Origin of the sequence: Acetobacter malorum, from assembly GCF_002153605.1 — a bacterium.
Taxonomy (GTDB): Bacteria; Pseudomonadota; Alphaproteobacteria; order Acetobacterales; family Acetobacteraceae; genus Acetobacter; species Acetobacter malorum_A.
In genome coordinates this window covers 1-23,284 of the sequence record NZ_JOPG01000025.1, presented here as the reverse complement: position 1 = coordinate 23,284, position 23,284 = coordinate 1, and the positions used below count along the sequence as shown (strand labels likewise).

Here is a 23,284-nt window from a genome sequence, read left to right as displayed (position 1 = left end):
CGTGGCAAAGTTTTGTTGGTCTCTATTTTACCATTGCTTTCATGGCTTCAAACAGTTCTGCGGAACTACTTCATAAATGGCGGTTTTCTGCTGTTTTTTCTGCCTTTTTAATTTGCGTCCCATAAAATCCCATGCTATCCCACATTACACCATGAAAGTGGTGGAGGCGGCTTCGTTCCCCGCTGTTCTGCGAACGGAAAGGTCTGAATCAGAAGGACATCGTCTTACGTGAGTGTGTTTCTCGGCACGCATGAGAATCGGTTTGACGCGAAGGGTCGCGTTTCGATTCCTGCCGGATTCCGCACTGTTCTGAAGGCGCAGCATACGGAAGGCGATTCACTGGTGATCCTGCGACCATCCCATACAATGCCCTGCATTGAAGCGTGGCCTGCCGGAGCCTTCTCACGCCTGACCCAGCCGCTGGACCGGCTGGATATGTTTTCTGATGAGCATGACGACCTTGCCGCGGCCCTGTATGCCGATGCCTACCCGCTTGATCCGGACCGCGAAGGCCGCATTATCATTCCCGATTTTTTGCGTGAACACGCAGGTATTACGGAAAGCACGACCGTTGCTTTCATGGGCGTAGGCCGCACCTTTCAGATCTGGGAACCCGAGGCCGCACGCCAGCGCCGTGCAGAGGCCCGTCAGCGGTCCCGCCGCATCAGCATCCCCGCAGCGCGTGACGGGCAGGAAGGAGGGTCCGCATGAATGCTCTGACCACATCCTCCACGCTGCACCCAGCCTCTGGCACACCCGCTCCGGGCCATGTGCCCGTGATGCTGGCCGAAGTGCTGGAAAGCCTGAAACCTGCTGATGGCGATGCCATTCTTGACTGCACCTTTGGCGGCGGTGGTTACACCTCCGCTATTCTGAAAAGTGCAGACTGCGCCGTATGGGCTATTGACCGGGACCCGGACGCCATTGCGCGTGGCCATGCCATGGCCGCAGATTTTACCAATGCCGCCGGCCAGCCCCGCCTGCACATGCTGCATGGTGGGTTTGGCAGCATGAAGGATCTGACAGAAGCCGCTCATGCCCCGGCCTTTGACGGCATTGTGCTGGATCTGGGCGTTTCCTCCTTCCAGCTGGATGAAGCCGAGCGTGGCTTTTCCTTCCGTATGGATGGTCCGCTGGATATGCGCATGGCAAAGAGTGGCCCCTCTGCTGCGGATATCGTGAATAAAGCGCCGGAAAGCGAACTGGCTGACATTTTCCATTTTTATGGCGAAGAGCGCCACGCCCGCCGCGTGGCCCGCGCCATTGTGGCCGACCGCGTAGAAACGCCGTTTGAAACAACGGCGCAACTGGCCGGGCTGATCCGTCGCGTGGTGCCGGCTGATCGTTCAGGCATTGATGCCGCTACTCGTTCTTTTCAGGGCCTGCGCATTGCCGTCAATGACGAGCTTGGCGAGATTGAACGCGGCCTGACGCAGGCGCTTGATCTGCTGGCTCCCGGTGGCCGTCTGGTTGTGGTCTCCTTCCATTCTCTGGAAGACCGCATCGCCAAACGGGTGATGGGCGCTGCAACAGGCAAAACCACAAGTTTTTCACGCTATGACCCGCGTGCAGCATTGACGAAGGGGGATGAACCCGCCTTTATCGCGCTCACCGGGAGGCCCCTCCGTCCTGGTGACGCCGAATGCGTCGCCAACCCGCGTGCCCGTAGCGCCCGCCTCCGCGCTGTGGAAAAACGCCCGACCGATGTTTCCTCCTTCGGCAAAGGATTGACCCCATGATCCCCCGGCCCTTTACCTGCTGCTGCGCTGTCCTGGCCATTGCCTCGGGATTCTTCCTTTATACGAAGAAGCATCAGACCACGCTTCTGGATCAGCAGATTTCCAAAATCGTGTCTGATACGGAACGCGTGCGCTCTCAGACAGCCATGCTGCGCACGGAATGGGCTCTGGAAAACCAGCCGGAACGTCTGACCCGTCTGGCGGAACATCATCTGGCAGGCCTCCACACCATGGACCCGGCACAGTTTGTCCGTATGGCCGATCTTTCTGCCCGCCTGCCCGCACCGACCGTTAAAACCCCGACGGAAGATCCGCGCGCTGGCATGACAGCCGCAACACTGGCCTCTGCCCAGCCGAGCGCACCTGTGCCGGCAGCGCATCCGGCTGTTGTCGCGGTTGCGGAGGCCAAACCGGCGCGCCCTGCTCCGCATCATGATCGCAGTGTGGAAGACGACGAAGCCCCGACGCCGCGCGCTGCTGTGACCGTTGCGGAAGAAACGCCGGTGCGCGCTGCGCCCGCCATTCGTCCCGTTGTGCATCATGACCGTGCCCCGCGCCCGGCTCTGGATGATGCGGATGATGCCGCCGTTCGTACAGCACAGCTGACCGTGCCGGTTCCGGCCGCTCGGCCTGTCGCGCCGCGCCGCGCCGCAACGCAGGTGGCGGATGCTGCGCGCACCAGCCAGCCCGTAGCCCGCACGCCAGTCACTGTGGCCAGTGCAGCCGATGCGCCGCAGCCTGTGCGCCATGCCCAGACGGCTCCCGCGCCGACCCGCGTTGCTGCCGTGACACCCAAACCCAGCGTGACGGACAGCGATGGCGACTCTCAGGTTCGGCATCCGCTGCCTGTGACGGTGGCAAGCTGGCATGCAACCCGGCAGCATCGCGCCGCAACGCCGTCCGCTGGTTATGTTGAGGCACGGGCAACGTCTTCTTACAGCAGTGGCTCTCTGCTGAACCACAGTGGTGACGCATTGCCAGCCCCTGTGCCGATGACCAACTGATTTTCCAGACAATAAGGTGACTTCAACCCGATATGGCCGTTCCGCCGCACGATTATGATACCCCGCCCCCCGTGACGCGCACTGTGCGCATCACGGGTGAGGATCTTCGTGCACGCGCCCATCGGGACCAGATGCATGTCAGATTGCTGGGCGTTGCAGGCGGATTTTGCCTGCTTTTTGCTATTGTGGCCGTCAAACTGTCCATCGCGACAGTTTTGCACCCCATGGCACCGGAAAAGCGGCAAATTGCCCCGCAGGTTCCGGAAATTCCCAAAATCGACCCTAAAGGCAGTCTGGCAGGAGACTTCTCTCTCCCGCAGGTGCACCGGGCATCCATTGTGGACCGCAATGGTCAGACGCTTGCGCTGTCTTTGCCGGTTGCGCAGGTTTACGCCAATCCGCAGGAACTGATTGACCCGCAGGATGTCACCAAAAAGCTGAAAACCGTCCTGAAAGATCTGGACGAGGCCGACACCACCCGCAAGCTCTCACTGCCCAAGCAGTTTGTGTATATCGCCCGTAACATTACCCCCCAGCAGGAACTGGCCATCAACAGCATGGGCATTCCGGGGATCTATTTTGAACCGGGTGAGCGCCGCCATTATCCGCTGGGTCACATGGCCGCGCAGATTATGGGCACAGTGGATATTGATGACCACGGCGTGGCCGGTGTTGAGCGCTATTTCGACAAACGCCTGATGAGCGACCATCGCCCGCTACGGCTTTCACTGGACGTGCGCGTTCAGTCCGTGGTGCGGGATGAACTCGCCAACGCCATGACTACCTTTCAGGCCATCGGGGCGTGCGCCATTGTGATGGATGTGCGGACGGGGGAAATTATCGCCATGGTCAGCCTGCCTGATTATGACGTGAACGAGTTTTCGCACGCCACAAATGACGCCCGCTTTAACCGCGCGGTGACGGGCCTGTATGAACCCGGCTCGACCTTCAAGCTACAGACAGCAGCAATGGGTCTGGAAACCGGCACCATTCATATCTGGGACCGTTTTTCTTCCACGCCGATCCATATTGGTCGCTTCACCATTTCGGATATGAAGAACGACCACTTCGCCCCGTGGATGACCCTGCCGGAAGTGATGGCCTTTTCTTCCAACCCGGCCGCAGCGCATATCGCGCTGGATGTGGGTGGTACACGGCAGGCGCAATGGTTCCGTGACATGGGCTTTTTTGCCCCTGTCCCGATTGAATTGCCGGAAGCTGCCCGTCCGCTGGTGCCGCACCAGTGGGGAATTTCCACAACCATGACGGTCGGGTTCGGGCACGGTATGGCCGAACCGCCGCTGGCCATTGTGCGCGGCACAGCCGCTACGGTGAATGGCGGCATTCTTGTCACACCCACCCTTCTGGAAAAGGAAGAGGGGCCGCCCCCCACGCAGGAGGCGGCGCTTTCTCAGGGTGTGCAGAACGTCGCTCTGGAGCAGGCCGAAGCCGATACCAGCACGAACAGAACCACCATCGGGAGTGATGGTCTGGCCGTGCCGCAGGGCACGCGGGTTATTTCTGAGAAAAATTCCGCTCTGTTGCGCCGCCTGCTGCGGCTGGACGTCACCGGCGGCACTGGCCGCACGGCAGAATCACCGGGCTATTTTGTGGGTGGTAAAACCGGCACGGCGGAAAAAATCGGTCCGCATGGCGGATACCTGAAGCACGTCAACATCTCGGCTTTTACCGGCATTTTCCCGATGAACGCACCGCGCTACGCCGTGTATGTCATGCTGGACAGCCCCAAACCCACACCGCAGACTCACGGCTGGACGACAGCAGGCTGGAACGCCGCCCCGACCGTTTCCAAAATTGTCTCGCGCATTGGGCCGATGCTGCAAATCTTCCCCGATACAGCGCACGCGGAACAGATTGACGCCAGCATGGCGCTGCCTATGCATCCTGCGGTGCCGCGTGGCGTCCGTCCGCTTGGTCCGGGGAATGACCCGGGCGACCCGCGCAAGGCGGAAGCCGAACACCGGGCCGCCAAGGCTGCGGAGCAGAAAGAACGTGCAGCCCATAAAGCTGCCCTGAAAAAACAGGCTCAGGAGGTGATGGACGAATGACCACACGCCTTTCCACCCTTCTCAAGACTGTAGGCCTTACGGCAACCGGGGCCGAGGATGATCCGGTGATTACCGCCATCACGCCAGACAGCCGCGCCGTCAAACCCGGCACGCTGTTTGCAGCCCTCCCCGGCGTTAAGGTCGATGGCCGCACCTTTATTCAGGCTGCCGTGCAGAATGGGGCTGCCGCTGTGCTGGCTCCGGTCGGCACGGTCTGGCCTGCGGATGCAGCACCCTGCCCGCTGGTACTGGCAGAAAACCCGCGCCATGTTCTGGCCGTTCTGGCGACGGCGCTGGCTGGCCGTCAGCCGGACTGCCTTGTGGCGATTACCGGTACCAATGGCAAAACCAGCACCACGGATTTCCTCCGCCAGCTCTGGGCTTTGCTGGGGCTGAAAGCTGCTGGCGTAGGTACGCTGGGCCTGACAGGTGTGAACGGTCTGGGCATTACCATGCCATCCCTCACCACGCCGGACCCGGTGGCACTGGCCAATGGGCTGGCCGCCCTTGCGCAGGCCGGGGTTGAGCATGTGGCGCTGGAAGCATCCTCCCACGGGCTGGAACAGGGGCGGCTGGACGGCCTGCACCTGTCTGCTGCCGGGTTCACCAACCTGACCCGGGATCATCTGGATTATCACGGCACGGTCGAAGCCTACCGCGCCGCCAAGCTGAAACTGTTTGAAACGGTTCTGCCCGAAGGTGGTCTGGCCGTTGCCAATGCAGATATGGACGCTCAGACGCTGGCAGAGCTACGCGCCATCGCCACACGGCGTGGGCTGACCTTGCGGCTGACAGGCGAAAACGGCACCACGCTGCGCCTGCTGCGCCACACACCGCTGCCTGCCGGGCAGGAGCTGGAACTGGAGGTTTGCGGCCAGCGCCAGACTGTCACGCTGGCGCTGCCGGGCCGTTTCCAGACAGATAACGCCCTTCTGGCCGCCGCTCTTGCAGCACCGGATGAAGCGTCCCTGCCCGCCATTCTCGCTCTGTTGCCGCAGCTTACCGGGGTGCGCGGTCGCATGGAACGCGCAGTCGTGCTGCCCAATGGGGCCAGTGCCTACGTAGATTATGCCCACACGCCAGATGCCCTTGCCCGCCTGCTAGCCTCTCTGCGTCCACATGCGCGGGGCAAGCTGGTTGTGGTGTTTGGCGCAGGCGGTGACCGTGACCGGGGCAAACGCCCGCTGATGGCGCAGGAAGCGGCACGCGGAGCAGACGTCGCCATTATTACGGATGACAACCCTCGCACGGAAAACGCCGCGGCCATCCGTGCAGAAGTCCGCACAGGCGCACCAGATGCGCTGGAAATTGGTGGACGCAGGCAGGCCATTGCCGAGGCTCTGAGCATGCTCGGCCCGGATGACGTGTTGGTTGTGGCGGGCAAAGGGCATGAACAGGGGCAGATTATCGGCACGGAAGTGCATCCGTTTGATGATGCCGCCGTGCTGCGCGACCTGGGCGGGGCTCAGACCAGCACCACCTCAAAACAGGCAAACCCGACATGACGGCTCTCTGGACACGCGATGAACTGGAAACCGCCACAGGTGGCAAATTTGCAGGCCCCTGCACGCCGGTTGTGACCGGCATTTCCATTGACACCCGGACCATCGCCCCCGGCGATCTGTTTGTGGCCCTGAAAGGCGATAACAGCGACGGGCATGCGCATATCGCAGTCGCTCTGGACAAAGGTGCGGCAGCAGTGCTGGTGCATGACACCACCGGCTGCACCGATCCACGCCTGCTGATGGTGACGGACACCATGGCAGGCCTACAGGCTCTGGCCCGTGCCGCACGGGCACGCTTTGCCGGCAAGATGGTGGCTGTCACCGGCAGTGTCGGTAAAACCACCACCAAGGAAATGCTCCGCCTGTGCCTTGGCGCTCTTGGCCCGACCCATGCGGCGGAAGCCTCTTACAACAATCACTGGGGCGTGCCGCTCACGCTGGCACGTCTGCCGCGTGACGTGGCGTTCTGCATCAGTGAAATCGGCATGAACCACCCGGGCGAAATCCTGCCTCTGGCCAGCATGGCGCGCCCGGATATTGCCGTCATCACCACCATTGGCTCGGCACATCTGGGCTATATGGGCAGCGTGGATGCCATTGCGCAGGAAAAAGCGGAGCTGATTACCGCCCTGCCGACTGGCGGTGTGGCTATTGTGCCGGATGATGCCCACGGCCAGTCCTTTTTTACCGCAGCCGCGCGGCAGGCCAATGCCACCCTGTGGCATACCGGCCTGAAACGGGACAGCTTTGTGCATCTTTCCGGCCTGAAGGCCATTGAAGGTGGCAGCCAGTTTACCGCCCATGCAGGCAGCCGCTCCGTGCCGGTTACGTTGCACGCACCGGGCACGCATCTGGCCCGCAATGCGCTGACGGCTCTGGCCGTGTGTGCTGCTCTGGGTGGGGATCTGAGCAAAGCTGCGCAGGCTCTTACCAGCTTCCGCCCCGGCAAGGGGCGTGGCGCTCTGGTCCAGATTGCTGGCGGGGACGTAACCCTGCTGGATGAAAGCTATAATGCCTCCTCCGCCTCCATCCGCGCGGCGCTGGATGTTCTTCGTCATCTCCCGGCTTCACGCCGCATTGCCGTTCTGGGCGATATGCGTGAACTGGGCGATTTTTCCCTCTCCGAGCACCAGGCGCTGGCTCAGCCCGCCGCCGCCGGTGCCGACCTTGTTTTCTGTTGCGGACCCCACATGAAATCCCTTTTTGATGCCCTGCCCAAAACGGCGCAGGGTGCCTGGGCGCAAGACGCCGCCACTCTGGCTCCTCTGGTTTGCGCGGCTCTGCGCAAGGGGGACGCCGTTCTGGTCAAAGGCAGTCTGGGGAGCCGCATGCGGGATGTGATTACGGCTCTGAACAGCCTGAGCGCCGTGGAGCCTGCCTGATGCTATATTTTCTGGTCTCTCACCCGCTGACAGACGCACATATTCCGCTGCTCAACCTGCTCCGCTACATCACCTTCCGGGCCGGGGCAGCCTGCTTTACCGCGCTGGCCATCAGCCTGATGCTGGGCCGCCCGCTCATTGCCATGCTGCGCCGTATTCAGCGCGGAGGTCAGCCAATCCGCGCCCTTGGGCCGGAACGGCATCTGCTGGAAAAAACCGGCACCCCGACCATGGGCGGCGTGCTGATCCTGATTGCCCTTTTCGGCTCCACCCTGCTGTGGGGGGACCTTGAAAACGGCTTTGTGTGGGCTGTCATGCTCACCACACTGGCGTTTGGCGCTGTGGGCTTTGCGGATGATTACCGCAAGCTGGCCCGCCGGAATACGGATGGTGTGTCCAAACGGATGCGGCTGGGATGTGAGTTTTCGGCGTCCCTGCTGTGTGGCTGGTTCCTGCAAAGCCTGATGCCGGATGACCTGACCAATCAGCTGGCCTTCCCCTTTGTGAAAGATCTGCTGCTGCCGCTTGGGTTTGCCTATCCCATCTTCGCCATGATCACCATTACCGGCTTCGGCAACGCCGTAAACTTTACGGACGGGCTGGATGGTCTGGCCATTGTGCCGGTAGTCATTGCCGCTCTGGTGTTTGCCATCCTGTCCTACATTGTCGGCAACCATGTTTTTGCAGATTATCTGCAGGTCCATGCCGTGCCGGGCACCGGAGAACTAGCGGTTTTCTGCGCCGCTTTGGTCGGGGCTGGTCTCGGCTTCCTGTGGTTTAATGCCCCTCCGGCTTCCGTCTTTATGGGCGATACCGGATCTCTTTCTCTGGGTGGCGCTCTGGGGGCGCTGGCTGTGGCCATCAAGCACGAGCTGGTGCTGTGCATTGTGGGTGGCCTGTTTGTGGTGGAAACGCTCTCCGTCGTTATTCAGGTCTTCTGGTACAAGCGCACCGGGCGGCGGGTGTTCCTGATGGCCCCCATCCATCACCATTTTGAAAAGAAGGGCTGGGCCGAGCCGAAAATTGTCATACGCTTCTGGATTGTTTCCGTCATTCTGGGGATGTGTGGTCTGGCCACGCTGAAATTGAGATGAGCAATTTTCCCGCCACTCTTTTTACCGGCCAGCATTTTGCTGTGCTGGGACTGGGCCGGAACGGTCTGCCCGCCGTGTGCGCTCTCGCACAAAGCGGGGCTACAGTTCAGGCGTGGGATGATGGCGAGGCTGCCCGTGCAGCACTCGCCAAAGCTGTAACAGGCCTGCCGCAAGACGTGGCGGCACGGATAACCTGTGCCCCCATCGAGACCCTGACGGGGGCAAATGGCCTCGTTCTCTCCCCCGGCATTCCGCATGTGCTGCCCAAACCGCACCCTGTCGCCATCATGGCGCAAGAGGCTGGTGTGCCGATTTTGTCCGATGCGGAACTGCTGTTCAGGGCAGTCCGCAAAGCGGGCAGCAAGGCGCGGTTTGCGGGCATTACCGGCACCAACGGGAAATCGACCACCACCACGCTTCTGGCCCATATTCTGGCCGAAGCCGGTGTTCCGGTTGCTGCTGGCGGAAATCTTGGCCCCGCGGCATTAGCCCTGCCTTTGCTGCCGGATAACGGCGTGTATGTGCTGGAAATGTCCTCCTACATGCTGGAACGGCTGGACATGCTGCATTTTGATGCCGCCTGCCTGCTAAACCTCACACCCGACCATCTGGACCGCCATGCCGGTATGGACGGGTATGCCCGTGCCAAGACCCGCGTCTTTACTCACCAGATCGCGCAAGATCTGGCCGTGATTGGCGTGGACGACGACTGGTGTCGGGATATTGCCAAAACCCTTCAGGCTGGCCCGGCGCAGTGCCTGACCATTTCCGGTGCCAACGCAGACTGTGATGTGTACGGGCAAAACAACGCCATCTGGCAGGCGGGACAGTGCCTTGCGCGCCTTGGCCCCTCTCTGCCCGGCAGCCATAACGCAGAAAACGCCGCCGCCGCCTGTGCCATGGCGCGCTTTCTGGGCGTGCCAGACGACAAGCTGGCTGCGGCCATTCTCTCCTTCCCCGGCCTCCCCCATCGCCAGAAACTGGTGGCAGAGCAGGATGGCGTAGCCTTTATTGATGACAGTAAAGCCACCAATGCCGATGCCTCCGCCCGTGCCCTGGGCTGTTATGACCGGCTGATCTGGATTGCAGGCGGGATGGCGAAAGAGGGTGGCATTGCCTCTCTCACGCCCTATTTTCCACGCATTGTGCATGCGTTCCTCATCGGGCGGGATGCCGCACAACTGGCGGAAACGCTGGCAGCACATGGCGTGGCGTTCACACTTTCCGGCACGCTGGAAAACGCTGTGCCCGCAGCCTATGACGCAGCCCGGAAAACGGGCACGCCCGTCGTGCTGTTGTCCCCCGCCTGCGCCAGTTTTGACCAGTTTTCCGGGTTTGAAGCCCGTGGGCTGCGCTTTCTGGAACTCGCCCGCACGGTGACGGAACAGCCGCAAACAGGAAAGGCCGACTGATGGCAGGCTCCCGCATTGATGACTCCCGGTTTGGGCGCTGGTGGCGCAATGTGGACCGGACGACGCTGATCTGCGCGTTCATCCTGATCGGCTTTGGCTATATTCTGATGCTGGCCGCAAGCCCGGCTGTTGCGGTGCGTATTGGCGCATCCCGCAACATGTTCATTTTCAAACAGGTGATGTTTCTGACAATTGCGGGGCTGATTGTGGTGAGTGTCTCCATGCTCTCCCGCAAGACAGTGCTCAGGCTTTCCCTTGTGGGCGGCGCGCTGATGCTGGGGGCCACAGCTCTCACGCTGGTGCATGGGATTGAAATCAAGGGCGCGCGGCGGTGGATCGCCCTGCCGCTGATGTCGCTCCAGCCTTCAGAATTCCTCAAACCCTGCTTTGCCGTGGTGACGGGCTGGCTGCTCACACAACGCCGCGTCACCCGCTATTTTCCGGGGATGCTGCTGGCCTTCGCGCTGTTTGGCGTCATTCTGATGCTGCTCAAGTCCCAGCCGGATATCGGGATGCTCACGGTTATCACCACCGTCTTCATGACGCAGCTTTTTGTGGACGGTCTGAACCTGATTCTGGTGGGGCTTGGCGTTGCTGTCATGATTGGCGCGGGCATTGCCGCCTTCTTCCTGTTCCCGCATGTGCGCTCCCGCGTGGAACGCTTCCTGCATCCTAATGTGGGCGACCATTACCAGATTGATACCGCGCTCCGCGCCTTCGGCAATGGCGGCCTGACGGGCCGTGGACCGGGTGAAGGCCGCGTGAAGGATCTGCTGCCCGATGCCCACGCGGACTTTGTGTTTGCTGTGGCGGGTGAAGAATATGGTCTGATTGTCTGCATGCTCATCATCTGCGTGTTTGGCGTGATTGTGGTGCGCACCCTGCTCCGGCTGATCCGGGAGGATGACCCGTTTATCGTCATTTCCACCACCGGACTGGTGACAGGTTTTGGCCTGCAGGCCTTTGTGAATATGGCATCCTCCTTGCATCTCATCCCCACCAAGGGCATGACGCTGCCTTTCATTTCCTATGGCGGGTCTTCCGCTATGTCCGTGGCGCTGGCCGTGGGCATGGTGCTGGCTCTCACGCGGCATCAGCCGGGTGAACGGTTGCCACGCAGCGGAGGCTTCATGACCACTCTCAGACAATGGCGGCCCGTATGACCCAACGCACTATCGTCATTGCCGCAGGCGGCACCGGCGGACACTTCTTTCCTGCTGAAGCACTGGCCGATGCTCTGGCCGAACGCGGCCACAAACTGGTCCTGATGACGGACGCCCGCGCAGGTGCGCGCACAGAAGGCGTCTTTTCTCGCGGTCAGCAATATGTGCTGCCCGGTGCCGGTGTTGCCGGCCGTGGGCCGATGCGCGCCTTTAAGGCTGGTCTCACCCTGCTGAGCAGCGCTTGGAAGGCCCGTGCCATTCTGCGCAGCGTGCAGCCGGATGCCGTGGTGGGGTTTGGCGGTTATCCCTCCGTACCGCCGCTGCTGGGCGCACGCCTGCTGGGCCGCAAGCATCCGGCCCTGATTATTCACGAAGGCAATGCCGTTCTGGGCAAGGCCAATGCGGTGCTGTCCCGTTTTGCGGATGTGATTGCCACCTCCTTCCCCTCCGTTGCCAAACTGCCGATCGGCGCGCGGACAGCCTTTACCGGCATGCCGGTTCGCCCGGCTATTGCCGCGCTCGCGGGTGAAGGCTGGACCATGCCGGATCAGACCATCAACCTGCTGGTGTGGGGTGGCTCTCTGGGGGCCAGCGTGTTTGCACAGGTGGTGCCCTCTGCCCTTGCCAAACTGCCCGCAGAGCTGCGCGCCCGCCTGAACGTCACGCAGCAGGCGCGGAAGGATGACGTTGAGGCCACGCGCAAAGCCTATGCCGATATGGGCGTGACAGCCCGCGTGGAACCGTTTCTGAATGATGTGCCTGCCTTGTTGCAGAGCGCGCATCTGGTGATTGGCCGGGCCGGTGGCTCCTCCGTTGCAGAGATCACCACCGCTGGCCGCCCCTCCATTCTGGTGCCCCTGCCCATTGCCGCGAGCGATGAGCAAACGGAAAACGCCCGTGCCATCACCACAGCCGGCGCTGGCTGGATGATCCGCCAGCCGGACTTTACCTCTGCCGCTCTGGCAGATCGCCTGAATGACCTCCTTACGGCCCCGGAAGAGCTGGCGCGCGCAGCGGCCGCCGCAGCCTCACTCGCCCGCCCGGATGCCGCCACCCGCCTGGCCGATGTTGTAGAAGAATGCTTGCACCTTTCCCCCTCGCCCGCCTATCCGACACCTCCCAGCCAGACGGAGTTCAGCGCATGAGAGCCCTGCCCCTTTCCATCGGAACCATTCATTTTGTCGGGATTGGTGGCATCGGCATGTCCGGCATTGCCGAGGTGCTGTCCATGCTTGGCTATTCCGTGCAGGGGTCGGACATTGCGGAAAACGCCAATGTCAAACGGCTGCGCGCTGCGGGTATTCCCATCACCGTGGGTCACGCTGCGGAAAATCTGGGGGAAGCTCAGGTTGTCGTTATCTCCACGGCTGTCAGCCGGGATAACCCGGAAGTGGTCGCCGCCCGCAGCCGTCTGATCCCGGTTGTGCGCCGTGCGGAAATGCTGGCGGAACTGATGCGCCTGCGCTGGTCCGTCGCGGTTGGCGGCACACACGGCAAAACCACCACCACCAGCCTGATTGCGGCTGTGCTGGAAGCCGCGCGTCTGGACCCCACCGTGATTAACGGCGGCATTATTGAGGCCTACGGCACCAACACCCGCATGGGCAAAGGCGACTGGATGGTGGCGGAAGCGGATGAGAGCGACGGCTCCTTCCTGCGTCTGCCCTCCGTGATTTCCGTTGTGACCAACATGGACCCGGAACATCTGGACCACTGGGGTTCCGCCGAGGCCATGGAAGCGGCGTATGACCAGTTTGTCTCCAACGTGCCGTTCTATGGCTTTGCCGTGCTGTGCATTGACCACCCCGCCGTGCAGCAGATGATCCCCCGCATGTCCGACCACCGGATTGTCACCTACGGGTTCTCCCCGCAGGCAGACGTGCGGGCTGAAAAGCTGATTACCGACAAGATGGGGGCGACGTTTGAAGTCACGCTGACAGACCGCTCCACCCGCCGCACCCGTAAGGCAGGCCCGTTCCGCCTGCCCATGCTGGGCTCCCACAACGTGCAGAACGCGCTGGCCGCCATTGCCGTGGCAACAGAGATGGATATCAGTGACGACGTTATCCGCTCAGGCCTGGCTGCTTTCCGGGGTGTGAAGCGTCGCTTTACCCGCACGGGTGAATGCAACGGCGTGACGGTGATTGATGATTACGGCCATCACCCCGTGGAAATTGCTGCGGTGCTGAAAGCCGCGCGGCAGGCCGGGGCGAATAACGTGATTGCGGTCATGCAGCCGCACCGTTATTCGCGCCTGAAAATGCTGTTCCCGGATTTCTGCACCTGCATGAATGATGCCGATACCGTCATTGTGGCCGATGTCTATGCCGCAGGCGAACAGCCGGACCCGGAAATGACGCGTGACAAGCTGATTGAAGGCCTGCGTGAACGCGGCCACCGCTCTGTAGTGCCGCTCTCCAGCCCTGACCATCTGGCGGAAATGATCAACGCCATCGCCAAGCCGGGGGATTATGTTGTGTGTCTCGGCGCAGGCACTATCACCAACTGGGCACAGGCTCTGCCGGAACAGCTTAAGGCACTGCACGCAGCCGATGGCGGGCGCGCAGCATGAGCCTGTCTTCCGCCTCCATGACGGATCTGGTGCAGCAGGCATTTGCGGAAACCCGTGGCCGCCTGACACCGCAGGCTCCGCTTGGCCCGCGCACATGGTTCCGCGTGGGCGGTGCGGCGGAATGGCTGTATCAGCCTGCGGATGCGGAAGATCTTGCATCTGTCATGCAGCGTCTGTCCCCCGAGCTCCCCGTGACAGCACTGGGCGCCTGCTCCAACGTGATTATCCGCGACGGCGGACTGGATGGCATTGTCATCCGTCTGGCACGCGGGTTTTCTGACATCACGGTTGAAGAAGACGGGCTTGTGGTCGGCAGCGCCTGTCTGGATGCCACCGTGGCCGAATACGCCGCACAGGCGGGTCTGGCCGGTCTGGAATTTCTGGCGGGTATTCCCGGCTCCATTGGCGGCGCCGTGCGGATGAATGCCGGGGCCTACGGGTCCGACATCGCGACCGTGCTGGACTGGGCGGAGATCATTACGCGGGATGGCAGCCTGATGCGGCTGGATGCCGGCGCGCTGAAATTTGGCTATAGACGGTCCGGCCTGCCGGAAGGCGCGCTGGTTATCCGTGCCCGCCTGCGGGGTACGCCGGATAAACAGGCCGATATTTCCGCCCGCATTGCAGAAATCCGCGCAGCGCGTGAACTTTCTCAGCCCGTGCGCGCCAGAACCGGCGGTTCCACCTTCCGCAATCCGGACCCGGATATCTCCCCCCGCAAGGCGTGGGAACTGATTGATGCCGCTGGGTGCCGTGGGCTGACGCGTGGAGATGCGCAGGTGAGCGAGAAGCACTGCAACTTCCTGATCAATCTCGGTCAGGCGACCGCCGCCGACCTTGAAGGTCTGGGGGATGAGGTGCGGCATCGCGTAGCCCAGCAGTCTGGCGTTCAGCTGCACTGGGAAATCAAACGCATCGGCAAGGCAGAAGGACCCTCCGCATGAGCAACAGCAAACGGATTACCGTTCTGATGGGCGGGATTTCTTCTGAGCGTGAGGTCAGCCTCGCCTCCGGCAAAGGGGTGGTCGAAGCGCTGCGCAGCCTTGGCCATACCGTCAGCACACTGGACCCGGGGGCTGATCTGGCGGCACTCGTCACAACGCTGACGGAACAGAAACCCGACGTGGTGTTCAACGCCCTGCACGGGCGCTTTGGCGAAGATGGCTGTATTCAGGGTGTGCTCAACTGGATTGGCGTGCCTTACACCCATTCCGGCATCCGCGCTTCCGCCACAGCCATGGACAAGGCCGCTGCCCGCGCTGTCTTCCTTTCCGCCGGCCTACCGGTTGCGGACGGCAAGCTGGTTGCCATTGAGGATCTGGCCAAAGCCGACCCCATGCCAGCACCGTATGTGGTCAAGCCGGTGAGCGAAGGCTCGTCCGTCGGGGTCTCCATTGTCCGCTCCGGCTCCAATACGCGGCAGGAAATTGTTGAAAACTGGCGCTATGGCCCGCATGCGCTGGTGGAAGCCTTTATTCCCGGCAAGGAAATCACGATTGGTGTGCTGGGGGACCGCGCCTTGACCGTGACAGACATCACACCTGCACCCGGCGGCGGCCATGATTTCTATGATTATGACGCCAAATACACCAGCGGCGGCTCCAGCCATGTCCTGCCTGCGGCGATTGATGACGCCGTGAGCAAACAGGCCTGCGAGATTGCCGTTGCAGCGCATCAGGCACTTGGCTGCTCCGGCGCGTCCCGCTCGGACTTCCGGCTGGATGATACCGGCCCCGGTCCCGCACGGCTTGTGCTGCTGGAGGTTAACACCCAGCCGGGTATGACAGCGACCTCTCTGCTGCCGGAACAGGCCGCCTATTGTGGCATAAGCTATCCGGAACTGTGCGGCTGGCTGGTTGAGCAGGCAGCCTGTCCCCAATGAGAATCCCCTCTTCCCCTTCTGATCGTCCGTCACGCATCGGGCTGTTTGCCCGGCGGCAGAAGCGGCTGATCCGCCCCTTATTCGGCCTGCTGTTTCTGGCGGCGCTGGGGGGAGGAGGTTACCTGTATTTGCAGCAACCCGGCGCACAGGAACGTCTGGCTCCCTTGCGGGAGAAAGTTCTGAGCGCTGCCCCGCTGCGGATAACCAAAATTCAGGTGCAGGGCGCGCAGCTCACCAGCGATTCCGCTATTCGCAAGGCTCTTGGCGTGTCCGTTGGGGACCCGGTGCTGAATTTCAGCGTCTCCGAAGCACGGGACCGTTTGAACGCCCTGCCCTTTGTCGATCATGTGGTTGTTGAACGGCATCTTTCGGGCGAAATTGACGTCACCATTACCGAGCGTCCGCCCTTTGCTGTCTGGCAGCATCAGGGGCATTTTGAGCTCATCGACCGGCAAGGCAAGCGCGTGCCGGATCAGGGCATGACGGGCAAGGACGCCGAGGCTTTCACCAAACTGCCGCTGGTGGTGGGGGATGGCGCGAATGACGCCGCCTCTGCCCTGATTGACGCGCTGACGCAGGAACCCTCCGTGCGCGAGCATGTAACGGCTGCCGTACGGGTGAGTGACCGCCGCTGGAACCTGACCTTGCGGGATGGCGCCACGGTCTTTCTGCCCGAGGGCGAGGAAGTTCCGGCCATTCACCGGCTGGCCAAGCTGGATGCTACCACGCATCTGCTGGACCGCCCGGTGGTGCTGATTGATATGCGTCTGCCCGACCGCCTGACCATTCGGGAGCGCCCCCCGCAGCCCGCCCCCTCCGGCACTGATGCCGCATCGCCTCCATCACAGCCCGGCAGCCCCTCCCCCGCTGGCCGGCAGGGAAGTCCTGCATGACGAACCGCTCGCGCCCGTCCTTCTCGCTCAATTCCGCTGCGCAGTCCCGTTTGCGCAAGAAAGCCAGCACGACATCCGCCTCTTCCAGCCTGCGGATGAGCGGGGATGACACCATTCTGCCGCTGCCCCCTTCCGAGACCAACAAGCGCCCGCGCACCTGGCGCAATGGCTATTCGGCTGTGCTGGATATTGGTTCCACCAAAATCACCTGCCTGATTGGCAAGGGAGAGCCCAACGGCAGCCTGAAAGTCATCGGCTGTGGCTGGCGGCGCTCCGCTGGCGTGCGGAACGGGGCCATTACTGACCTGCAGGCAGCGGAAGCCGCCATTCGTGCCACCGTTGGGCAGGCTGAGCTAATGGCCGAACGCACGATTGACCGGGTGGTGGTCAATCTCTCCTGCGGGCATCCTGCCAGCCGCCTGTTCAATGTACGCTGGCCGGTTGGCGGGCGTGTCGTGACGGAAGCCGATATTCGCCGGGTCGTCACGGAAGGCCGTGTTCAGGCCACAGTAGAAGGCCGGGATGTTGTCCACACCCTGCCAATTGATTTCACTGTGGATGATACGGAAGGCGTGGCTGACCCGCGGGGCCATCTGTGCGACACCCTGAAGGCGCGCCTGCATATTATTGATGCCGCCTCCACCGCGCTGCTTAATCTTGAAACCGTTCTGAGCCGTGCGGAACTCAAGATGGAAGCGCTGGTGTCCTCCCCCCTCGCCTCCGGCCTGTCCGTGCTGGATGCAGATGAGCGGGAACTGGGCACCACGGTTGTGGAAATGGGCGGCGGCACGACATCACTCGCTGTATTTGGAGAAGGACAGATTCTCCATACCGCGCAGATCAGTGTCGGCGGCCTGCACGTTACGCGCGATATTGCACGGGGCCTGAGCACATCCTTAGAAAATGCTGAACGGCTCAAGACAGTTTACGGCAGTGCTGATCTCTCTTCCGATGTGGAAGATGAAATTCTGACTGTTGAACTGCTGGGCAATGACGTTCCTCATTTTGAACAGATTTCCCGCGCACAACTTGGTCGCATCATCCGCCCCCGCATGGAAGAAACGCTGGAGCTGGTGAGAGAAAAACTGGATGGTGCGGGGCTGGGCAATGCCGCCAGTGGCCGCATTGTGCTGACAGGCGGTGCCTCCCTGCTGGATGGCATGCGTCCGCTGGCAGAACGTATTCTAGGTGCCTCGGCATCCAAAGGGCGCAGTGGCGGACCGGCTTTTACACGGTCTGTCCGGCTTGGAAGACCCAAGCATATTCTGGGTCTTCCCGAAAACACGGCGGCGGCTGCGGGCTTTGCAACCGCTGCGGGCCTGCTGTCCTGGGCCGCCAGTGCAGAGCGTCCATTCGGCGATGTTGAGTTCCGCGAGGCCCCACCCTCCGGCATGTTACAAAGACTCGTCGCTTTTATTCGTGACAGAGTTTGATATACTTAGAGAAATATTGATAACTTCGCTCTAGCATCCATCTGAAGACTTCGTTAGTTTGCCGCAGCTGCCCGGGAGAGCCACATGACACTGAACCTGACCGTTCCACCTCAGACACATGCTGATTTTTCACCGAGAATTACGGTTTTCGGTGTCGGGGGCGGCGGCACGAACGCAGTTGACAACATGATTGCGTCCAGCCTTCAGGGTGTGGAATTTGTTGTTGCCAACACGGATGCGCAGAGCCTTGCCAAGAGCCGTGCAGACCGCCGCGTGCAGCTTGGCCCGCACCTTACCCACGGGCTGGGCGCTGGCGCAAAACCGGAAGTTGGCCGTGGTGCAGCGGAAGAAGCAGCAGACGAGCTGGCCCGGTATCTGGATGGCTGCCACATGGTGTTCATCACCACCGGCATGGGTGGCGGCACCGGCACCGGGGCGGCACCGGTTATTGCCCGCATGGCGCGTGAGCGGAATATTCTGACGGTTGGCGTTGTCAGCAAGCCGTTTGATTACGAAGGTAAACGCCGCGCCCGCATTGCGGAAGAAGGCATCAAGGAACTGCAGCAGTACGTTGATACGCTGATTGTGATTCCGAACCAGAACCTGTTCCGCGTGGCCAGCGAACGTACAACTCTGCGTGAAGCCTACAAGATGGCTGACCACGTGCTCTACATGGGCGTGCGTGGCGTGACCGATCTGATGATGGCTCCGGGCTACATCAACCTCGACTTTGCCGACATCCGCAGCGTGATGGCAGAAATGGGCAAGGCCATGATGGGCACGGGTGAAGGCGAAGGTGAAAACCGCGCTGTTGAAGCCGCCGAGGCCGCTATTGCCAACCCGCTGCTGGAAGACACCTGCATGTCCGGCGCGCAGGGCCTGCTGGTCAACGTGACCGGTGGCGAAGACATGACGTTCTTTGAAGTGGACGAAGCCTGTAACCGTATCCGCCGTGAAGTGGCGGAAGACGCGAACATGATCTTCGGTTCCATTATTGATGAGAACATGAACGGCAAGATCCGCGTGTCCGTTGTGGCAACGGGGATCGATATCGGCACGCAGGCGAATGATCGCCCGCATCTGGTTGCTGTGGATGGTGAAGTTCCGGCTGAACAGCAGACACTGGCAACCGGCACCGGTCCGTCAGTCACGGCCAATCCGGCTCAGCCTGCTTCCACCATGCAGCAGCCTGCCGCACCCCGTATGGATGCCGGCATGCAGCAGCCTCGTCCGGCAACAGCTCCTGCCCCGCAGGCTTATCAGCCGCAGCCGGGTGGGCAGCACGTCTCTCCGCCGCCTGCACACAGCGTCCCCGGCCAGATCAATACGGCTCCGGCTGCTTCTGCTCCGGCACAGGCTCAGCCGCAGCGTCCGGCGGCGTCCCCGCGGGCCGGCCTGTTTACGGAAGCCCCACGCTCTCCGTATCTGCCTGAGTCCAACCAGCCGTCCTCACGCAGCCTCTTTGGCCGCGTAACCGGCGCGTTCCGTCGCGCAGGTGCAGCTGAAGAACAGCGGAGCGAGCCGGCTATTGAACCGCAGCGCCCGATGGTCAGCCCGGCTGGTCAGCAGGGTCCGAGCGTACGCCCGGCTGATACAGATGATGCCGGGCTTGAAATCCCGACCTTCCTGCGCCGCCAGTAAAAAAGCGCAGTTTTCTGCCGCGCTGCTCGCTCCGGGCAGCGCGGTTTTTTTATGTAATAGACGGCAATAATGATTGACTCGCCAGAACAGCAGGCGGGCTTTAGCGTTAACCTGCACGTCTTTTAAACCGCGCAGGAAAGAAGCCAGAGCCATGGACAGTCTGCTTATGGAACCCAAGAACCGCTCCACCACGCTGGAGCCTGTTTCTGGCCCTGCCCAGCCTTCTGCAAAATATCAGCCTGCGGTCCAGCATACGTTGCACCATGCCATTTCTTGCGTGGGTATCGGTTTGCACACAGGGGCACGTATTACGCTCACCCTCCAGCCCGCCCCTGCCGGGCATGGCGTTGTATTTAAACGCTCGGATCTGAACGCGGCCCTACTGCCTGCGCGATTCGACTACGTGGTGGACACACGCCTCAGCACTGTTCTGGGGGATGTCACTAACCCGGCCAACCGGATTGCCACTGTTGAACACCTGATGGCGGCCCTGAATGGCTGCGGGATTGATAATGTTCTGGTGCTGGTCGATGGGCCGGAAATCCCAGTATTTGATGGCTCTGCCGCCGATTTCGTCTTCCTGATGGACTGCGCCGGCCGCGTGGAGCAGGACGCTGTGCGGCACCGGATTGATGTGCTGCGCCCCGTGCGCGTTGAGCAGGGCGATGCCTTTGTTGAACTCAGCCCGGCCCCCGTCCAGAACCTGCATCTGGACCTGAGCATTGATTTCCCTGCGGAAGCTATCGGCAAACAGACCTTTTCTACAGAGCTGACCCCCACCACCTTCCGGCAGGATCTGGCACGCAACCGCACCTTCACGCTGCGGCAGGAAATTGAAGCCCTGCACAAAGCCGGTCTGGCGCGGGGTGGCTCGCTGGATAACGCTATTGTTGTGGATGGGCATGAGATTCTCAACCCGTCCGGCCTGCGCTGCCCGGATGAGTTTATCCGCCACAAGGTGATGGATGCTGTGGGTGATCTGTATCTGGCAGGAGCCCCCCTGCGTGCCCGCTTTACCGGCCACCGCTCGGGCCATTGCCTGAACAATAAGGTGTTGCGCGCCCTGTTTGCAGACCCCTCTGCATGGCGCTATGTCCCTGCCCATGCGAGCTTTTCCCTCGCCGCAGCGTAAGATGCGTAACCCCAAAATACAAAGAGCCTCTTCATTCTCTTTTCTTGAGCGCCATGCGTGCTATAAGACAAGTTCAATTTGAAGAGCCGGAATGTCTGTGAGCCTCATTAATTCTCTTTCCGTTCGCTGCCGCATACGCCGCCTGGCTTCGGCTGGTCTGCTTTTGGGCTTGTCCGGGTGCAGCCTGTTTGGCGGAGGGAAACCCGCTCCGGCTCCTAAGCTCGCCTCTCCGGAAACCCTGTATAATAACGGGATTGATGCTCTGCGGACCCAGCGTTACACGCTGGCCTCTGCCGAGTTCGAGGTTTTGCAGCAGAATTACCCCTATTCCGGCTACATTGCGAACGCTCAGCTGATGGAAGGGTATTCCTACTACCTTAAAGGCAAATACCCTGAGGCCGTGCAGCAGCTAAACCGCTTTATTGGCCTGCACCCCACCAGTGCTGACGCTGCCTACGCTTATTACCTGCGCGCTCTGTGCTTTTATGAGCAGATTGCAGACGTCAAGCGTGACCAGCAGGGCACTGTGGAAGCTATGGATGCGCTGGAAGAGGTCATTACCCGCTTCCCGCAGTCTCAATATGCGCGTGATGCTCAGCTGAAGATTGACCTCTGCCGTGACCATTTGGCCGGTAAGGAAATGCTGGTTGGCCGTTACTACCAGCAGGAACGCAATTACGAAGCCGCCATCAACCGCTATCAGCGCGTGATTCAGGATTTCCAGACAACCAACCATGTGCCTGAAGCGCTTGAACGCATGGTGGAAGTCTATCTGGACCTCGGCCTGACCGATCAGGCCCGTAAATCTGGTATTGTGCTTGGCTATAACTATCCGGGCAGCAAATGGTATCGGTACGCCTATAGCAACCTGAAGCGTTACAAGCTGCTCAGCAGCAACTTCCCGATCCCGGGCAAAGTTGTCACTGCGCAGCCCACAGCGCCCGCGGCAACAACGCAGCCGCCCACGGCTGCCGGAACCGCTCCTGCCCCTGCGGCTATGGATATCAAGGCCGCACCGGTTCAGCCTGTTAAGAAACAGCGTATTGAACCGCAAGTCGATCAGGCTCCGGCCCTGCGTTAAGCAAAAGCGGAATGCGACAAAAACCAGACCCACGCCGGAGCCACCGCCTCCGCGTGGGTTTGTTGTTTTATGGGCAGACAAAGCGGTGGATGAAGGCTATAAGCCGCAAGAACGTATAGTGAACAGTCTTTCAGACCGGACATCATCATGCTGACAAACCTTTCCATCAGGGACGTCGTGCTGATTGAAGCACTGGATCTTTCCCTGCACGCCGGTTTTACGGCCCTGACGGGTGAAACCGGGGCGGGTAAATCCATCCTGCTGGACAGTCTCGGGCTGGCTCTGGGTGAGCGCGCCAACGCCGGACTTGTCCGCGCCGGAGCGCAAGAAGCCCGCGTAACAGCCAGTTTTGACATCCCCCAGACTCACACAGCCTATGACGTGCTAAAAGAGCAGGGCATTCCGGCAGAGCCGGGTGAACCGCTCATGCTGCGCCGGATTGTCTCCAAGGAAGGCCGGTCTCGCGCATGGATCAATGACCAGCCGGTTGGCATTACGCTCATGCGCCGGGTCGCGGTGTCACTGGTGGAAATTCAGGGCCAGCATGAGCAGATGGGACTAGCCGATTCCAGCACCCATCGCGGCCTGCTGGATGCCTATGGTGTATCCAGCAGCCTGCTGAAAGACGTGGCCGGAACCTTTGACTCCTGGCAGACCCTGAGCCGGGATCTGGAAGCCGCCCGCAAAAGCCTGCATGAGGCTGCGCGGGAAGAAGAGTGGTTGCGCCATACGGTTGAGGAACTCAGCACTCTCAACCCGCAAGCGGGGGAAGAAGAGCAACTGGCCGTGCAGCGCCATAGCCTGCAACAGTCTGAGCGTCGGGGCGAAGCTATTGCCGCCGCTCTCTCAGAACTCACGCCGCGTGACAGACGCAACAGCGGTCCGGCGGCAGCCCTCCGTGGGGCAAGCCGCGCCCTGCAACGCCTGCTCCCTGCCCCCACGGCTGAAAAAAACGCCATTGACCCGCTGGAAACCCGCACGAATGAGGCTCTGAACGCGCTGGAAAGTGCCGAGAATGCGCTGGCCGAAGCGGAGAATCTTCTTTCCCGTCTGGCCGACGATTCTGAAGCAAATCCGCGCTTGCTGGAAGAAATTGAAGAGCGTCTGTTTGCCCTGCGCGCCGCCGCCCGTAAACATGACGTGACGGTAGATGATCTCCCCACCTTTCTGGCCGACCTCTCTGCACGCTTAACCGCGCTTGAAACCGGGGCCACACAGCTGGACGCGCTGGAACAGGCGGTTAAAGAAGCCCGCGCTCAGTATGAACAGGCCGCAACCCGCC

At 61.4% G+C, this 23,284-nt stretch carries 19 protein-coding genes; all 19 read left to right on the top strand.

Annotation, left to right across the window (positions count from 1 at the left end):
• Positions 1–228 precede the first annotated feature (228 nt).
• Complete coding sequence (gene mraZ / locus HK23_RS10800; protein ID WP_062141681.1) at positions 229–711, top strand: division/cell wall cluster transcriptional repressor MraZ; 483 nt, start codon at positions 229–231, stop codon at positions 709–711.
• The gene (gene rsmH / locus HK23_RS10795) at positions 708–1,739 is read left to right on the top strand and encodes a 16S rRNA (cytosine(1402)-N(4))-methyltransferase RsmH (RefSeq protein ID WP_086653965.1); all 1,032 of its coding nucleotides are present in this window, start codon (positions 708–710) and stop codon (positions 1,737–1,739) included. Before mraZ ends, rsmH begins: the two co-directional genes overlap by 4 nt.
• Positions 1,736–2,743, top strand: a complete 1,008-nt coding sequence (ftsL, locus tag HK23_RS10790) for a cell division protein FtsL (protein ID WP_086653964.1) — start codon at positions 1,736–1,738, stop codon at positions 2,741–2,743. Before rsmH ends, ftsL begins: the two co-directional genes overlap by 4 nt.
• 32 nt (positions 2,744–2,775) lie before the next feature.
• Positions 2,776–4,812: a peptidoglycan D,D-transpeptidase FtsI family protein gene (locus HK23_RS10785; RefSeq protein ID WP_086653963.1), complete on the top strand. Its 2,037-nt coding sequence runs from the start codon at positions 2,776–2,778 to the stop codon at positions 4,810–4,812.
• Positions 4,809–6,317, top strand: coding sequence for a UDP-N-acetylmuramoyl-L-alanyl-D-glutamate--2,6-diaminopimelate ligase (locus HK23_RS10780; protein ID WP_086653962.1), 1,509 nt, complete (start codon positions 4,809–4,811; stop codon positions 6,315–6,317). The genes HK23_RS10785 and HK23_RS10780 overlap by 4 nt, the downstream gene beginning before the upstream one ends.
• The gene (locus HK23_RS10775; RefSeq protein ID WP_086653961.1) at positions 6,314–7,699 is read left to right on the top strand and encodes a UDP-N-acetylmuramoyl-tripeptide--D-alanyl-D-alanine ligase; all 1,386 of its coding nucleotides are present in this window, start codon (positions 6,314–6,316) and stop codon (positions 7,697–7,699) included. Before HK23_RS10780 ends, HK23_RS10775 begins: the two co-directional genes overlap by 4 nt.
• Positions 7,699–8,793 carry a phospho-N-acetylmuramoyl-pentapeptide-transferase gene (gene mraY / locus HK23_RS10770; RefSeq protein ID WP_062141675.1) on the top strand — a complete coding sequence of 365 codons (1,095 nt, stop codon included), beginning with the start codon at positions 7,699–7,701 and terminating at the stop codon, positions 8,791–8,793. The genes HK23_RS10775 and mraY overlap by 1 nt, the downstream gene beginning before the upstream one ends.
• Positions 8,790–10,205, top strand: coding sequence for a UDP-N-acetylmuramoyl-L-alanine--D-glutamate ligase (murD, locus tag HK23_RS10765; RefSeq protein ID WP_086653960.1), 1,416 nt, complete (start codon positions 8,790–8,792; stop codon positions 10,203–10,205). The genes mraY and murD overlap by 4 nt, the downstream gene beginning before the upstream one ends.
• Positions 10,205–11,368, top strand: coding sequence for an FtsW/RodA/SpoVE family cell cycle protein (locus HK23_RS10760; RefSeq protein ID WP_086653959.1), 1,164 nt, complete (start codon positions 10,205–10,207; stop codon positions 11,366–11,368). Before murD ends, HK23_RS10760 begins: the two co-directional genes overlap by 1 nt.
• Positions 11,365–12,513, top strand: coding sequence for an undecaprenyldiphospho-muramoylpentapeptide beta-N-acetylglucosaminyltransferase (murG, locus tag HK23_RS10755; RefSeq protein ID WP_086653985.1), 1,149 nt, complete (start codon positions 11,365–11,367; stop codon positions 12,511–12,513). Before HK23_RS10760 ends, murG begins: the two co-directional genes overlap by 4 nt.
• Entirely contained in the window at positions 12,510–13,940 is a 1,431-nt protein-coding gene (gene murC, locus HK23_RS10750; RefSeq protein ID WP_086653958.1) for a UDP-N-acetylmuramate--L-alanine ligase, read from the top strand. The genes murG and murC overlap by 4 nt, the downstream gene beginning before the upstream one ends.
• The gene (gene murB, locus HK23_RS10745) at positions 13,937–14,884 is read left to right on the top strand and encodes a UDP-N-acetylmuramate dehydrogenase (RefSeq protein ID WP_086653957.1); all 948 of its coding nucleotides are present in this window, start codon (positions 13,937–13,939) and stop codon (positions 14,882–14,884) included. The genes murC and murB overlap by 4 nt, the downstream gene beginning before the upstream one ends.
• On the top strand, positions 14,881–15,822 hold the full coding sequence (locus tag HK23_RS10740) for a D-alanine--D-alanine ligase (RefSeq protein ID WP_086653956.1): 942 nt from the start codon (positions 14,881–14,883) through the stop codon (positions 15,820–15,822). The genes murB and HK23_RS10740 overlap by 4 nt, the downstream gene beginning before the upstream one ends.
• Complete coding sequence (locus HK23_RS10735; protein WP_086653955.1) at positions 15,819–16,715, top strand: cell division protein FtsQ/DivIB; 897 nt, start codon at positions 15,819–15,821, stop codon at positions 16,713–16,715. Before HK23_RS10740 ends, HK23_RS10735 begins: the two co-directional genes overlap by 4 nt.
• Positions 16,712–18,148, top strand: a complete 1,437-nt coding sequence (gene ftsA, locus HK23_RS10730; RefSeq protein WP_063908502.1) for a cell division protein FtsA — start codon at positions 16,712–16,714, stop codon at positions 18,146–18,148. The genes HK23_RS10735 and ftsA overlap by 4 nt, the downstream gene beginning before the upstream one ends.
• 84 nt (positions 18,149–18,232) lie before the next feature.
• Positions 18,233–19,789: a cell division protein FtsZ gene (gene ftsZ / locus HK23_RS10725; protein WP_086653954.1), complete on the top strand. Its 1,557-nt coding sequence runs from the start codon at positions 18,233–18,235 to the stop codon at positions 19,787–19,789.
• 151 nt (positions 19,790–19,940) lie between these two features.
• Positions 19,941–20,921 carry a UDP-3-O-acyl-N-acetylglucosamine deacetylase gene (gene lpxC, locus HK23_RS10720; protein WP_086653953.1) on the top strand — a complete coding sequence of 327 codons (981 nt, stop codon included), beginning with the start codon at positions 19,941–19,943 and terminating at the stop codon, positions 20,919–20,921.
• Positions 20,922–21,012: 91 nt separating this feature from the next.
• The gene (locus tag HK23_RS10715) at positions 21,013–22,002 is read left to right on the top strand and encodes an outer membrane protein assembly factor BamD (protein WP_063908500.1); all 990 of its coding nucleotides are present in this window, start codon (positions 21,013–21,015) and stop codon (positions 22,000–22,002) included.
• Between the two features lie 147 nt (positions 22,003–22,149).
• A partial coding sequence (locus HK23_RS10710; protein WP_179193878.1) for a DNA repair protein RecN occupies positions 22,150–23,284 on the top strand: 1,135 nt, incomplete at its 3' end.

Coding starts and splice junctions, on each gene's coding strand:
- rsmH (WP_086653965.1), top strand. CDS start 708: ATGAATGCTCTGACCACATCCTCCACGCTGCACCCAGCCTCTGGCACA.
- ftsL (WP_086653964.1), top strand. CDS start 1,736: ATGATCCCCCGGCCCTTTACCTGCTGCTGCGCTGTCCTGGCCATTGCC.
- HK23_RS10785 (WP_086653963.1), top strand. CDS start 2,776: ATGGCCGTTCCGCCGCACGATTATGATACCCCGCCCCCCGTGACGCGC.
- HK23_RS10780 (WP_086653962.1), top strand. CDS start 4,809: ATGACCACACGCCTTTCCACCCTTCTCAAGACTGTAGGCCTTACGGCA.
- HK23_RS10775 (WP_086653961.1), top strand. CDS start 6,314: ATGACGGCTCTCTGGACACGCGATGAACTGGAAACCGCCACAGGTGGC.
- mraY (WP_062141675.1), top strand. CDS start 7,699: ATGCTATATTTTCTGGTCTCTCACCCGCTGACAGACGCACATATTCCG.
- murD (WP_086653960.1), top strand. CDS start 8,790: ATGAGCAATTTTCCCGCCACTCTTTTTACCGGCCAGCATTTTGCTGTG.
- HK23_RS10760 (WP_086653959.1), top strand. CDS start 10,205: ATGGCAGGCTCCCGCATTGATGACTCCCGGTTTGGGCGCTGGTGGCGC.
- murG (WP_086653985.1), top strand. CDS start 11,365: ATGACCCAACGCACTATCGTCATTGCCGCAGGCGGCACCGGCGGACAC.
- murC (WP_086653958.1), top strand. CDS start 12,510: ATGAGAGCCCTGCCCCTTTCCATCGGAACCATTCATTTTGTCGGGATT.
- murB (WP_086653957.1), top strand. CDS start 13,937: ATGAGCCTGTCTTCCGCCTCCATGACGGATCTGGTGCAGCAGGCATTT.
- HK23_RS10740 (WP_086653956.1), top strand. CDS start 14,881: ATGAGCAACAGCAAACGGATTACCGTTCTGATGGGCGGGATTTCTTCT.
- HK23_RS10735 (WP_086653955.1), top strand. CDS start 15,819: ATGAGAATCCCCTCTTCCCCTTCTGATCGTCCGTCACGCATCGGGCTG.
- ftsA (WP_063908502.1), top strand. CDS start 16,712: ATGACGAACCGCTCGCGCCCGTCCTTCTCGCTCAATTCCGCTGCGCAG.
- ftsZ (WP_086653954.1), top strand. CDS start 18,233: ATGACACTGAACCTGACCGTTCCACCTCAGACACATGCTGATTTTTCA.
- lpxC (WP_086653953.1), top strand. CDS start 19,941: ATGGACAGTCTGCTTATGGAACCCAAGAACCGCTCCACCACGCTGGAG.
- HK23_RS10715 (WP_063908500.1), top strand. CDS start 21,013: ATGTCTGTGAGCCTCATTAATTCTCTTTCCGTTCGCTGCCGCATACGC.